Source organism: Bizionia sp. M204, assembly GCF_023205095.1.
GTDB lineage: Bacteria > Bacteroidota > Bacteroidia > Flavobacteriales > Flavobacteriaceae > Algorimicrobium > Algorimicrobium hallyeonense.
Map to the genome: position 1 here is coordinate 1,287,256 of NZ_CP046242.1, position 13,627 is coordinate 1,300,882.

The following is a 13,627-nucleotide window of genomic DNA, read 5'->3' on the forward strand; positions in this document are numbered from 1 at the left end:
TTTTAAGATTATAAATTGCCCAATTGATATTGTATCTCAATGGATTGTTGGTTAAACTGGTTTATGTATTGCAAATGGTTTTGTTTTATCCTGATGGCACTGTTGAGAATTGTGATATAATTGACATAATCTATTTCGCCTTCCTTGGATGCCAATTGCGCTGTGGTAATTTGCTGTTCTGCCAACAATAGTGCGCCTTCTTCGTAATATTGCAAAATCTTCTTTGTTTTTTCAAGGGATTTGGTCAATTGCGACACGCGACTTTCTGTAACCGCCTTTTGCTCCAAATATTGATTCTCTGCTACCATTGCGTCTGCCTTTGCTGCTTTTACCCTTGACTTCTGCGGAAAAAACCATAGCGGAATGCTAATACCCGCCTGATAGGTGTTGAAGCCTGAAACATCATCTACAACCTGCCTGCCATACGATAAGCTGAATTTCGGCAGGAATTGTGATTTCTCAACACCCACATTTGCCTTGCTTACTTCGGCATTTTGCAACGCATATTGCAACATTGGGTTATTGGCCACCGAAGTGGAATCTAACATTGCCATAAAATCCAATGTTTTGTATGGTTCACTAATCGTTTCAATGGATTCATCCGTTCCCAAATATTGTTTTAAGGCACGTTTGGCTATTTCAATATCATCAAAGGCTTGTTGCCTTAATACTTGAATCTGTTGAAATTCTGAAGAGGCTGAAATAAATTCCAACTTACCTGTTTCTCCCGTATCATACCGAAGTTGGGCAGCGGTCTTAAAATTGGTATAAATACTGTCCAATTGGTCTGCAAAACGCAATTGTGCCTTGTAATAATTAATTTGGTCATACGCCTGCATCACATTACGCACCAATTGTTGTTCACTGGCCACATAAAACTTTTCTCCCAAGGCAATACGCTCTTTGTAAAACTTCGATTTTGAAAAACCGGAAAGCAAATCAATGTTGCCCTGTTGCACACCAACGGTTGTCTGCACTCCAGGAAGATTATTTCCATATTCTTCTTTGCCCGTGAAAACTTGAGTGCTACCAAGGTCAAAACTCGTTCCCTTTAGTGCCTTTTCCCGTTCAATAAATGCTTGGCTCTCTTTAAGTGATGGATAATTCTGTTTAGCCATAGCAATAGCCTCATCAATGGTCAAGGTCTTTGGGATTGTACCATCTTGATTGGTGTCTTGGGCAAATGAAGTACCAGAAGCCATCAAACCTCCAACCATCAATAATACGGTTACAATATTGGTTGATTTTTTAATATAACTTACATCTCCACCATTGTCCTTCTTTTCTTTTCGGGATTCCAGCCAATAATAAAGAATAGGAATAACCACCAAGGTCAGAAATGTTGCCGTAAGCATTCCTCCAATGACTACTGTCGCCAAAGGTCGCTGTACTTCTGCACCACCAGAGGTAGAAATCGCCATTGGGATAAAACCCATAATTGTTGTAATGGCTGTTAATAAAATTGGACGTAAACGTTCGTGCGTTGCTTCGTATATACGTTTTTTTAAATCTGTCATTCCACTGTCTTTTAATTCATTGAATTTGTTTATGAGTATGAGTCCGTTTAATACGGCAACTCCGAAGAGCACGATAAACCCGACTCCGGCAGAAATACTGAAAGGCATTCCACGAATCAACAAAACGAAAACACCACCAATGGTCGCCAAAGGCACTGCCATATAGATCATCAAGGCCTGTGTAACTGAATTTAAAGCAAAGTAAAGCAGAACAAATATTGTTAATAGAACGATTGGAACTACAATCATCAATCGGTCTGAAGCACGTTGAAGGTTTTCGAAAGAACCTCCGTAGGTTACAAAATAACCTGGTGGCAGTTTCACGTCCGTTTCCAATTTTTGTTGAATTTCCTCGACCATCGATTTTACATCGCGCCCACGAACATTGACCCCTACCGAAATACGACGGGAGGTATTGTCCCTTGAAATCTGCATCGGACCTGGCTTATAGCTGATATCTGCAACCTCCTTTAAAGGTACTTGTGCACCGTTTGGCAGGTCTATGAAAAGGTTTTTTAAGCTATTGATGTCTTGTCGATATTCCTCTGCCAAACGAATGACCACATCGAATCGTTTTTCCCCTTCAAAAATGACTCCTGCCTGTTCTCCAGAAAATGAAGCACTTACATAATCATTCAGCTTGTCAACGGTTACACCGTATTGTGCCATTTTTGCCCGGTTATACACCACTGTCATTTGTGGCAAACCGCTTGTAGCTTCTACATTGAGGTCAGCCGCTCCGGGAACGGTTCTGATGACCGCTGCGATTTCCTGTACCTTGTCTGCCAAAACGCCTAAATCTTCTCCGTACAGTTTGATTGCCACGTCCTCACGAACCCCTGTAAGCAATTCATTAAAACGAAGTTCTACAGGTTGGGTAAACACGAAATTTACGCCGGGAACTACTGAAATTTTTTCCTGTATTTTTTCTATCAGTTCTTCTTTACTATCTGCGGAAGTCCATTTACTCTTATCTTTTTCAAGAATAATATAACTATCGGCAATATCCATAGGCATCGGGTCTGTCGGTATTTCGGCCACACCAATCCTAGAAACTACTGTTTTTACTTCCGGAAACTCATTGATTAACTTCTGAAGTTTCTCTGAAGCCTCAATAGATTCTGTAAGACTGCTCCCCGGTTTTATCAATGCTTGAAATGCAATATCGCCTTCATCAAATTTAGGGACAAATTCTGCTCCCATATTGCTGAAAATAAATCCTGAAATCAAAAGCAAGGAAACCGCGCCTATAACCACACCTGCCCGAAAGCGAAGTGCAAAATTTAATATAGGCAGATAGATACGATTCAGAACATCCATAATTTTATCACTGAACCTATCAATCTTGTTTTCAAACTTGGCGAACCAACTATTTTGATTTTTAGCAGGTTTTAAAAATAATGATGACATCATTGGCACGTAGGTAAGACAAAGGATAATCGCTCCTAAAACGGCAAAACCAAATGTAAATGCCATTGGCCGGAACATTTTCCCTTCCACACCGGTCAAAAAAAGAATCGGTGTAAAAACTATAAGAACAATTAGTTGACCGAAGAAGGCAGAATTCATCATTTTACTTGAAGAATCATAGGCGATTTCATCCATTTCAGCTTGGTTGATGGCGGTTGTGGATTTTTTCATCCGTTGATGAATGTGGAAAACCGCTCCTTCCACGATAATCACCGCTCCATCTACAATAATTCCAAAATCGATCGCACCCAAGGACATTAAATTTGCCCAAATGCCAAATTGTTTCATCAAAATAAATGCAAATAATAGACATAAAGGGATTATCGAAGCTGCTATCAAGCCACCACGGAAGCTTCCCAAAAGTAAGACCAAAACAAATATGACGATTAGGGCTCCTTCTATTAGATTGTTTTTAACGGTACTTGTGGTTGCCTCAATAAGTTCACTTCGGCTTAAAAAAGCATCAATATAAACACCTTCCGGCAGGGATTTTTGAATTTCTACAATACGCTTTTCCACATTTTCAATCACGTCGCCTGGGCTTTCGCCTTTCAGCATTAAAATTTGTCCACCTACGGATTCGTGACCGTCTTGGGTAAATGCACCATAACGCACTTGGTTTCCGTAGCCCACTTTTTCGGCAACGTCCCTTACCAAGACAGGGCTTCCATTTTGAGTGGTCACAACCGTGTTTTCCAAATCGGCGATACTTCGAGCCAGCCCTTCGCCACGGATAAAATTGGCTTGGTGGTTTTTTTCAATGTAAGCACCACCGGTATTAGCATTGTTCACTTTAAGAGCTTCAAAAACCTGATTCATTGTAATGCCAAAACTTTTTAGTTTATCAGGATTTATGGCAACTTCATATTGTTTTACATAACCTCCAAAAGCATTGACCTCGACTACGCCTGGCACTAAAGCCATTTGGCGTTTTACAATCCAATCTTGGATGGTACGAAGCTCCATTGCGTCATATTTGTCTTCATAGCCTTCTGTCACTTTTAAGGTATATTGAAAAATTTCGCCCAGACCTGTTGTTATGGGTGCCATAAAAGGTGTGCCAAAACCTTCGGGGATTTCTCCGGCAACTTCGGTTAATTTCTCCTGTACCAATTGCCGTGGCAGATAAGTGCCTGCCTCGTCCTTAAAAACAATGGTAACCACGGACAGCCCAAAACGGGATACTGAACGCAGCTCGATGACGTCAGGAAGATTGGCCATTGCCAATTCTACGGGATAGGTAACAAATTGTTCTATATCTTCTGTCCCCAAGTTTGGGGCCACGGTTATTACCTGTACTTGGTTGTTTGTTATATCGGGTACAGAACCCAAGTTTATAGTGGCCATAGACCAAATGCCCGTACCAACAAGTGCCACTATAAATAAGCCAATAATAAATTTATTATTAATGGAAAATGAAATGATTTTGTTAATCATAGAAAAAGTATTAATTCAGTTTAAACCTCGCAATGCAATTAGATGCAATGCGTTTATAATGGGATGCTTACTTTGAAAAGCATCACGTAAGGATATAGCTATCCTTAAAAAACTGAATTATACTTTAGGGGGTTGGAAAAGCGATTCCAGATATCTGGAAGTGAAGTTTACTTTATGTAAGGTAAACTGTTTTTTCCCTTCAAACTTTAGTTGATTGGTTAAAGCCGAATTGTTGTTCGCAATAATTAATACTAGAGGGTGACAACATTGATGATGGGAATGGACTGGTGTATTCTCCTTATCTGGGTTATTATGATGCCCTTCATTTTTTGCATCATTGTCAATGTAATCTTCAACTACATATTCAAGGAAAGAGTCTCCATAAACTTTATGGTCTTGATAATGGGTAATAATGCTTGAAATTTCTTTAATTGGCCCACAAAAATCCATATCAATGCTAATTCCCTGAAAAAAGAATAGAAGCGACATTGATATGGAAAAGAATATTTTCATAAAGTTTTACAAATATACAAATTAATCGATGCACAGGTTGTGCAAAGAAATTATCAGCAACTTTTATTTTCTTGAATCGGTGGACAGGGTATAGTTCCAAAAGAGCAATAAATACAACAGTCTCCTTCTTTTGGTTTTAATACTTTCTCGCAGTTTTCAAATTCATAAAAAGAACTGGCATTCCCTTTAAAACCTTTTATTTTGAATTAACTCGCACAGCAACTTAATTTAGAAACATCTTTTCCAAAGGTAATTGCTGCCAGTTTAACAGCTTCCCCTAAAGTTAAATATGGATAAAAACTTTCTGCCAAGTCTTTTACAGTGATTCCAAATTTAATAGCCATACTTAATTGTTGGATGAGTTCGCCACCTTCTGTTGCTATGACTCTTGCGCCTATTAATTTATCGGTTTCAGTGTTGCGCATCAGTTTTATGAACCCTCTGGTATCTTGCGCTGCCAATGCTCTTGGAACGTGAATTAAATCAAGTTTACTGACTTCAAAAGGAATTCCCTTTTTTTCTGCTTCCAATTCGTCCATACCTGCTCCTGCAATTTGAGGGTCTGTAAATACTACCCAAGGTAAAGATGAATAATCCAAAATGGTTTTTGATAATGAAAATGCGTTTTGTACTGCTGCACTGCCTTCGGTTGCTGCTGTATACACAAATGCTGGTGTATTGGTAACATCTCCTGCTGCGTAAATATTGGAAATATTAGTTTCCATTTTTTCGTTAACTAAAATATGTCCTTTTTCTGTCAGGTTTAAGTCAATATTCTTAAGACCTAATTTAGATGTATATGGTTTTGTTCCTGTAGCTACGACAATATGGCCTTCTTCAATTATTTGAGTGGTAGAGTCATCAGGACATTTGCAATGAATAATAGTGTTGTCGCCATCTTTTTCAAATTTAATGGCTCTAAAATTTGGAAGGATTTCAATCCCTTCAGTTTTCATTTGTGTTTCTAAAACATCTGTAATATCGTTGGTTTGACTACGTAATGGTCTATCTGTAAATTCTATGATACGAACCTTTACTCCCAAGCGGTTATATGCCATTGCAATTTCCAAACCGATATAGCCAGCTCCCATTATGGTTAAGCTTTTTGGTTTTTCTTCTAAATCGAATAAAGATACATTCGTTAAGTAGCCTACTTTATTTAGTCCTTCAATGTTTGGAATGTTTGTTGTTGCTCCTGTTGCTATAATGATGTTAGTTGCGGTGTATGTATCTTTTCCATCTACAAGAATGGTTTTATTATCTACAAATTTTGCCCAACCTTTAAGCATTGTTAAGTTTTTGAAATCACTTACCACATCCATATATTTATGTTGCTGTAATGTGGATACTAATGCTTTTTTGTCTTTTATAATTTGAGTAAAATCAATTTCAACACCTTTGGGTTTAATTCCTTTAAAATTAGAATGTGTTGCGTGATACACTGTTTCGGCAGCTCTAATCAAATTTTTAGAAGGTACACAGCCAACATTGACACAGGTTCCTCCAAAATCTAATCCATCATTTACCATTAATGTTGTTAAGCCAATGCCTTCGGCTTTTATAGCTGCTGAAAATGCTGCTGAACCTCCACCAATAACAATTAAATCGAATTTATTCTTTTCATCATAATCTTTGGTATTTGTAACACAGCAATCTTTCTTTTTTATATCTTCAACAACTGAATAGTTACCTACATTGTTTACTGCGTTAATAACATCTTGATTGCTTATTTTATTGGTGTCATAAACAAATTTTCCTTCTCCTGTTTCGTGATTTACAATACTACTTACAATTCCGTCTTTAACGTTTAAATCTTTTTCAATATGTGATGAACACCCAGAACAAGTCATTCCGTTGATGTTTAAATTTATTATTTTATTACTCATCTTTTTCTTTATTAATTACTTTATATCCTGTTGAGTTTATTGCTTTTTCTATATCCTCTTTAGTCGTTTTTGTATTATCAAACTTCACTTCTGCGTTTGCCTTTTCATAGGAAGCATTGATTTTTACAATACCTTCTAACTCATTAACTGCGTGTTTAACGTGTTCTTCACAAGATGCACAAGTCATCCCTTTAACATCAAAATTTAATGTTTGAATAATGGATTGATTGACTATAACCACTTCTTTCTTATTATCAGGATAAAAAATATGAGCATAATAAGGAAAAGCAATTGAAACTGCTGCAAACAATGTAATACCAATTAAAAAACCTTTGGTTTGAAACCATTTTGGTTTTGCATCAACTTCACAACCACAATCATCGGCATTTTTTGGTTTTAAATAATTATACCAGGCATAGCCAATTGCGATTATAGCTAAACCAATTAAATATGGTCTAAATGGTTCCATCCAAGATAGTGCAGACGCACTTCCTCCAACGCCAGCAATTAATGCTATAACAGGTGGTATGCAACAAGAAGATGCTGCTACAGCAGCAAATAAACCTGTGTATGTTGCATTTTTTGATGTTTTTTCTGTTTTCATTTCTTTATAAATTATGCTGTTTTTCTAATTAATTCTATTGATTTAAAAATGCTACTAAATATCTCTGTTTCATCTCTATTTAAAGAATAGTAAAGCGTTTGACCATCGCGTCTTGAATTGATTATTCCTGCATCTTTGATTTTGCGTATATGTTGTGAGATTGCCGGCATACTCATTTTTAGAATATCTGCTAAATCACAAGGGCATAGCTCATTTTCTAAATTCAATAAATAAAGAATTTTCAATCTTACATCGCTTCCGGCAATTGATAAAAGTTTTGTCATTTTTTGAAAACTTCCTTCCATTTCATCCAATGTCTCCATACAGTTTTGTAACTGCTTATGGTTGGCTTCCGCCCTTGTACAGGTTATTTCTAATTTCATAAGTTATGTTTTACAGGTGCAAATATATAATTAATTACGTAATTAAGCAAATGCTTAAATAGTAAATATCAAATAGTATTAATTATTTCAAATTAGTATAAAATTATTTATTTAAAGTACTCCTATTAAATTTCATCCAAAAATTTCCTGTTCTCACCAACAGAATTTTTAAACTGGGTAGGCGTCATTCCTGTAACTTTTTTAAACTGGTTACTTAAATAAGCAACACTACTATAATGAAGTTTAAAAGCTATTTCACTCAAGGTTAATTCATCATAAATGATGAGTTCTTTTATACGCTCAATTTTTTGATTTATAATGTATTGCTCAAACGTGATACTTTCTACTGATGAGAATAGAGAACTTAAATATTTATAATCAAGATGAATATTGTCGCCTATATAATCTGCCCATTTGAAATCGAGCTCCTCGGAAGAATGATGGATTTTATCTACAACCAATGTTTTCATTTGTTCAATAAGTTGACTTTTACGGTCGTCAATCAAACTAAATCCTGAATTTTGAAGCGCTTTGGCAAGGCCATTTTTGGACTGGGTATTTAATGCTGAAACCAATTTAACCTCTCCCAGTTTGACAGAGACATACGGTATTTCAAGTTGTTCCAAAATATTGGATACCGCCGAAATACATCTTGGGCAGACCATATTTTTAATATGGATAATCTCATTCATATAGTACTTTTTTCAAAATAATGTTGATCCAGATTTGTATAGAGAATAGTAAACAGCAGCTATTGCAGCAACAACAAAAATCAATACGATTACAAGAAAAGCTATAATTTTATCTTTTTTTGAAATATCACTTTCAGGTTGATGTTCCTTCCTTTCATTTTTTCTTCTATTTCTTCTGCTTTCACTCATTATCGTTCGCCGTGATAAAACCAAGATTGCTCTATGGTCTTATTCAGATTACTTGATTAATCCGTATTTCATTTTATTGTAATGTTGCTTTTACCTCTCCACAGGTTTTCATAGCCTCTCCATAATAAGGATTGCGCACCTCTTTTTCTAAACTTATCCAATAAGCACCCTTATTATTATCTGCCATTGGACAAAACTGAACATATATTTCTTCATTGACCCCAAAAAGCTGTATACTACTTATCATATGGGCAGAAAGATGCTTAAAATGCCCTCTTTGGATTACAATATCCGTACTGTTCTCAATGGCATTGGCAGAGGTCTTTAACTCCTTCTGAATGGTCATCCAATGGTTATGTGCTTCTTCATCAGATAACAACTTCATATCTACTTTTTTCAGGGATTGGTCTATTTGTTTTCCTGCTTTTTGTGCATTTTTGGCATCATCATTTACCAATGCATCTTTTAGAAGGATATAATCATCGAAAACCTGTTTTAACTGATTCTGAAATTTGTTTGAAACGGCAATCCTTTCCTTCATTTGAGAATGATTGGCTTCATTTGTAGTTTCTCCAGAACTTTCTTCTTGCATTCCCAAATGTCCTTCGTGACCTGTGGTTGTTTTACCACCCGATGCATTCATCATACTTTTTTTGCCTTGTAACTGTGCAGCAGCATCTACGGTAAACGTTCCGTTAGTTACTACTTCATCTCCATTCTTTAAACCTTCAAGAATGGTGTAACTATCGCCAGTAGCATTGCCTAATAAAACTTCCCTCATTTCAAAAATAGCTTCATTAGGATTCGTTTTGACATAGACTACAGAGCGTTCTCCCGTCCACATAACAGCAGTGGATGGTACAGAAACAGTATTCTCGATGCTTGTTTGCACACCCTCAATTATGCCTTCCACGAACATTCCTGGTTTAAAGAGATCCTTCTTATTTTGTAAAACCGCTCTCACAACTACCGTTCTTGTTGCAGAATTTAATAATGGGTCAATAAACGAGACTTTTGCATCAAATACTTCATTCCGATACGCATTTGTGGTTACTTTAATAGTTTGTCCTTTTTTTAACGAAGCAATTTGGTTTTCATAGGCATCAAATTCCGCCCATACGGTATTGAGATTTGCAATTTTGTATAAGGGCTGACCTTGCTTTAGATAATCCCCTTCTTCTACCATTTTCATTGTTACCGTTCCCGATACGGTTGCAAAAATTGGAAAGTTCTCTTGTACTTTTCCAGCAGTTTCTATAGCGTTAATTTGCTTTTCTGAAAGTTTCCAAAGTTTGAGCTTGTTTCTAACTGCTTTATACAATTCTGGTTGCGATTCTTTCAAAGATGATGCGGTAAGTAGCTCTTGCTGTGCCGCAACCAATTCTGGCGAATAAATAGTTGCCAAGCGTTGTCCTGCTCCAACACGCTCTCCTGTAGAATTAACGTATAGTTTTTCTATCCTTCCTCCAAAATACGTGACTTGTACGGCATTTGACTCTTCATTGGCTTTAATCTTACCAGATAATTTCAGGGAATTATTTCCCATTTGTCCTTGTCCTACAAGTGACGTTTGGATATTTGCCAGCGCCATGGCGTTATCTGTCATTTTTATTTCATTGGCATTTAGGCCATCGGCACCAGATTCGGCTGGAATTAAATCCATTCCACAAATAGGACAATCTCCTGGTTCTGGTTGCATAATCTGTGGATGCATAGAACAGGTCCACATTTGGTTAGAAGCAATTTCTTCTGAATGTTCGTGTGCGTCTTTAGCATTATTTGCGTTATCTGAAGAACCTCCACCAAATAGAAGAAATCCGCCTAACAAGCCAACAATCAACGCAACGCCTATGTAAATGATATTTTTATTCATTTTAATTTTATTTATTTGTTATTTTCCAATCGTTTTATCATTGCTTTCATTTCAGCAATTTCCTTTTCTTGTGCTTTGATAATATCATCGGCTAATTTCTTAACTTCTGGATCTTGTATATCAGCTCGCTTACTAGTTAATATGGCAATAGAGTGATGCGGTATCATAGCTTTCATCCATAATACATCTCCAATAATTGGGGCTTGGGCTCTCACAAGACCTAATGCGCCAGCAAAAAGAATAATACTACCCAAGATGATTGCTATATTCTTCTTTTTGTTTTGGTACATATTTCGCATCGCCACAAACATTATGATGGCCATAGCTGCAATACCCAAACAACTCATATAAAACCGCGTGAGACTAAAATAAACGTGATCAATTTGATACGTGTTTAGGTACATTGTAATATACATTGCAACAAAGGATGCCGCCAGCATACCTACAAATTTTGTGTATTGATTCTTCTTTTTGTGTTGATTTGAATTTTCCATTTATGTTGATTTTAGTGTTACTTATTTTGTTTCTTTTTAAAAACTTTTCTAATGGTTGGCGATAAGGTTTACCAAAGTAAAAAACCGCTTAATACCGTAATTAACAGTAATAATGAGGCTCTTTGGCAATTTCCAATAATTCTAAAGTTTGAATGGATTGCAAATTTTTAAGTTGAGCAATCCCCATTAAGTTGTTAAAAGAAATCTGTTCAGGTTCATCTTTCTTAAAATGGTTTCCGTGAATTTCATCAATTTCCGTCCTACTGAAATACAAGCTACCAATAGTCCACATCAAAAATTGAATGCCAATAAAAAGGCCTAAATAGCGATGTGTTTTTCTTATTTTAAAAGCTGTCTTTCTTTTAATCATTTTAATTTACTTCAAATGGAAATTCAATAACGACCCTCTCCCAACTCAAACTCATTGTGCCTGATGCATCGGAAGTCTTTGTTATCTTATATTCTAAATGCTCCTGAACTTCTTCGGAAATTTTAGGGGTTACTTTAAATTGTAATACATTATCCTTCTCGTCATATTCATCTTTACCGTGTTGATCCCAATTGGTATTGAAAATGATTTTCCATTCTTCCTCATTAGGAATTACAAATAATCCGTATTTGCCAGCTTTCAATTCTTTTCCTTCAATGTTTAAATCTTTATTGGTTTCTATCCAAGTCGCCATATGTGCACCAGCTTGCCAAACTTGATCGTAAGCCAATAGACCTCCAAATATCATTCTATTCCTAACACCCGGTGATGAATAGTCGATGTGGATATGTGCGTCCCCTATCATCGCCATTGCAGACGTATGTGGGCTTAATACTTTCTTTGGTGGTTTCGAGGTCGTTTCAGCTTGAGGTTGTTCCGTAATTATTTCTTTTTTTTCTTGTTTACAGGACACGAAAAGAAAAGTGCATAACAATAGGCTAATAGGAATACGTAGTTTCATAAGGTTTTATCTTTAATATTTATTTTTTATTTCGTGACGGCGAATGAATTTTCATAATTTTAATTTTTCAGAATTTATTTGTCAACGTGAATTCTATTAATGTTTGCAATACCAAAAAGCTAAAGGAAACTTCTATCATTACCAATAGTTTGCCTGCAATGGTAATAAGCCTATAAGTACTACTTGAAAGTGAGAGATAAACTTTAATAAACCAACCAAAATGTTTACCCCTCAAAACCAAGCATTCTTCACTAAACTTCTCTTCATCATAAGTTTTTAAATACCTGACATAGGAAGAGAGACTTTATATTAAAGGATTTAATCTCTCTCCCATGTTCAGGCTGCTATTAACCAAATCAACTTTTCTTTTTCAAAATTTATTGTGCCTGACACGGGAAGGTTTTAACACTAACTATTTTCCTTCCCACGACAGGACTTAACTATTCAGATATCTTTATCATCTTACAACCTTCTGTTAACTAATAACCAGAACATCAAAAAGATTATCACAAGAAATTATCTATTGAATAGTTTTTTGAACTTTTCCGCATTTAAGCATTTTACTACCATAATACGGGTTTCTAACCTCCTTACTGGTACTTAACCAAGCACTACCCTTATCATACATTGGGCAAAACTGTTCGTACAAGGTGGTTTTTGTGCCTGTAATAGCTACCATATCCGTCATATCTTTGCTCAAGGTCTTAAAGTGCTCGCGTTGATGGTCTATGGCACTTTCAGAAATATGTTCTGCGTGTTCCGTAGCATCTTCTATGATATCAGCAAGCTCTTCTTGCTGTTCATTTGTATAACCACTCATATCAAATGCTTTAAGAGAGGCTACTAGTTTAGTACCTGATTGTGCCGCTTTTTTAGTCTCATCTCCAACCAAAGCATCTTTTAAGTTAAAGTAATCCGTTAATATAACTTCTGCTTTTACATCACTACTTTGTGCATGGGTAAAAGAAACTACTAACAATAGCATGGCTGCTATACTCATTTTTAAATTTTTCATTTTTATTACGTTTTAATTATTAATTATTACTAGTTATTTTATTTTTTTACTAATAGAGCATCAATTGTTAAATTATGCTTATCATCAACCTTTAAAAAAAACTTTTTTGGTTGTTTTATATTGTAATCGGTAATTAACAAATCCCAAGAAGATGTTAATCGGAAGTTAGTCCCTTCGGGTTTTAATTCAACACCTATCATAACTTCTCGTGTTGTTCCTGCAAGAGTAAATTCACCTTTAACTTGGAGAGATTGCTTGTCCTTAACATTAGGGTCATATTTTTTAACCAACTTGCCTTTAAAAGTTATTGCTGGATATTTACCAATGTTTAACAATTCATACATATCGTCATCCCGTTTGGTAATACCCGTTTTAATAGATTTGACTTGCAAACTGAAGTCTATTTCGCCTGTTTCAAAATTAATACTCCCTTTTAATACTTCAGACTCCCCTGTATAGGAGTTCAGTGGCATGGTAGCATTAAATAATGCTTTACCATTTTCAACCGCATACACTTGTGCAAATACAGAATGGTAGCTAAATAATAAAAGACTTAATATCAAACCAACCGATTTTATGTTCTTTCTATGTCTCATAATTTCTA

Annotated in this window: 11 protein-coding genes and 2 pseudogenes; all 13 read right to left on the reverse strand. The window is 35.9% G+C overall.

The genetic code is table 11. The features are described from left to right. Positions 1–8 precede the first annotated feature (8 nt). The 13 genes and pseudogenes from GMA17_RS05825 to GMA17_RS05880 all read right to left on the reverse strand — a co-directional run bounded on the left by GMA17_RS05825 (position 9) and on the right by GMA17_RS05880 (position 13,619). Positions 9–4,424, reverse strand: coding sequence for a CusA/CzcA family heavy metal efflux RND transporter (locus GMA17_RS05825; protein WP_248400103.1), 4,416 nt, complete (start codon positions 4,422–4,424; stop codon positions 9–11). Positions 4,425–4,541: 117 nt separating this feature from the next. Beyond that, complete coding sequence (locus tag GMA17_RS05830) at positions 4,542–4,937, reverse strand: hypothetical protein (RefSeq protein WP_231931267.1); 396 nt, start codon at positions 4,935–4,937, stop codon at positions 4,542–4,544. A gap of 53 nt (positions 4,938–4,990) precedes the next feature. Continuing rightward, positions 4,991–5,107 (reverse strand): annotated as a pseudogene (locus tag GMA17_RS15445) (GDCCVxC domain-containing (seleno)protein); the annotation flags it as partial. 36 nt (positions 5,108–5,143) lie between these two features. Further along, on the reverse strand, positions 5,144–6,823 hold the full coding sequence (gene merA, locus GMA17_RS05835; RefSeq protein WP_066249875.1) for a mercury(II) reductase: 1,680 nt from the start codon (positions 6,821–6,823) through the stop codon (positions 5,144–5,146). Then, positions 6,816–7,427 carry a mercuric transport protein MerTP gene (merTP, locus tag GMA17_RS05840; RefSeq protein WP_066249872.1) on the reverse strand — a complete coding sequence of 204 codons (612 nt, stop codon included), beginning with the start codon at positions 7,425–7,427 and terminating at the stop codon, positions 6,816–6,818. Before merTP ends, merA begins: the two co-directional genes overlap by 8 nt. Before the next feature lie 11 nt (positions 7,428–7,438). Further along, complete coding sequence (locus GMA17_RS05845; protein WP_066249869.1) at positions 7,439–7,810, reverse strand: metalloregulator ArsR/SmtB family transcription factor; 372 nt, start codon at positions 7,808–7,810, stop codon at positions 7,439–7,441. Between the two features lie 125 nt (positions 7,811–7,935). Continuing rightward, positions 7,936–8,502, reverse strand: coding sequence for an AraC family transcriptional regulator (locus GMA17_RS05850; protein WP_066249866.1), 567 nt, complete (start codon positions 8,500–8,502; stop codon positions 7,936–7,938). A gap of 262 nt (positions 8,503–8,764) precedes the next feature. Further along, positions 8,765–10,564, reverse strand: a complete 1,800-nt coding sequence (locus tag GMA17_RS05855) for an efflux RND transporter periplasmic adaptor subunit (protein WP_248400105.1) — start codon at positions 10,562–10,564, stop codon at positions 8,765–8,767. Between the two features lie 11 nt (positions 10,565–10,575). After that, a complete protein-coding gene (locus GMA17_RS05860; RefSeq protein WP_066249859.1) occupies positions 10,576–11,058 on the reverse strand; it encodes a DUF305 domain-containing protein in 483 nt (160 codons plus the stop codon). A gap of 106 nt (positions 11,059–11,164) precedes the next feature. Next, positions 11,165–11,428: pseudogene (locus GMA17_RS05865) on the reverse strand (hypothetical protein); the annotation flags it as partial. 1 nt (position 11,429) lies between these two features. Next, on the reverse strand, positions 11,430–11,960 hold the full coding sequence (locus tag GMA17_RS05870; RefSeq protein WP_371922420.1) for a DUF2911 domain-containing protein: 531 nt from the start codon (positions 11,958–11,960) through the stop codon (positions 11,430–11,432). Positions 11,961–12,528: 568 nt separating this feature from the next. After that, positions 12,529–13,023 carry a DUF3347 domain-containing protein gene (locus tag GMA17_RS05875; RefSeq protein WP_248400109.1) on the reverse strand — a complete coding sequence of 165 codons (495 nt, stop codon included), beginning with the start codon at positions 13,021–13,023 and terminating at the stop codon, positions 12,529–12,531. Positions 13,024–13,061: 38 nt separating this feature from the next. Further along, positions 13,062–13,619, reverse strand: coding sequence for a YceI family protein (locus tag GMA17_RS05880; RefSeq protein ID WP_248400111.1), 558 nt, complete (start codon positions 13,617–13,619; stop codon positions 13,062–13,064). Positions 13,620–13,627: the final 8 nt, after the last annotated feature.

Coding starts and splice junctions, on each gene's coding strand:
- GMA17_RS05825 (WP_248400103.1), bottom strand. CDS start 4,424: ATGATTAACAAAATCATTTCATTTTCCATTAATAATAAATTTATTATT.
- GMA17_RS05830 (WP_231931267.1), bottom strand. CDS start 4,937: ATGAAAATATTCTTTTCCATATCAATGTCGCTTCTATTCTTTTTTCAG.
- merA (WP_066249875.1), bottom strand. CDS start 6,823: ATGAGTAATAAAATAATAAATTTAAACATCAACGGAATGACTTGTTCT.
- merTP (WP_066249872.1), bottom strand. CDS start 7,427: ATGAAAACAGAAAAAACATCAAAAAATGCAACATACACAGGTTTATTT.
- GMA17_RS05845 (WP_066249869.1), bottom strand. CDS start 7,810: ATGAAATTAGAAATAACCTGTACAAGGGCGGAAGCCAACCATAAGCAG.
- GMA17_RS05850 (WP_066249866.1), bottom strand. CDS start 8,502: ATGAATGAGATTATCCATATTAAAAATATGGTCTGCCCAAGATGTATT.
- GMA17_RS05855 (WP_248400105.1), bottom strand. CDS start 10,564: ATGAATAAAAATATCATTTACATAGGCGTTGCGTTGATTGTTGGCTTG.
- GMA17_RS05860 (WP_066249859.1), bottom strand. CDS start 11,058: ATGGAAAATTCAAATCAACACAAAAAGAAGAATCAATACACAAAATTT.
- GMA17_RS05875 (WP_248400109.1), bottom strand. CDS start 13,023: ATGAAAAATTTAAAAATGAGTATAGCAGCCATGCTATTGTTAGTAGTT.
- GMA17_RS05880 (WP_248400111.1), bottom strand. CDS start 13,619: ATGAGACATAGAAAGAACATAAAATCGGTTGGTTTGATATTAAGTCTT.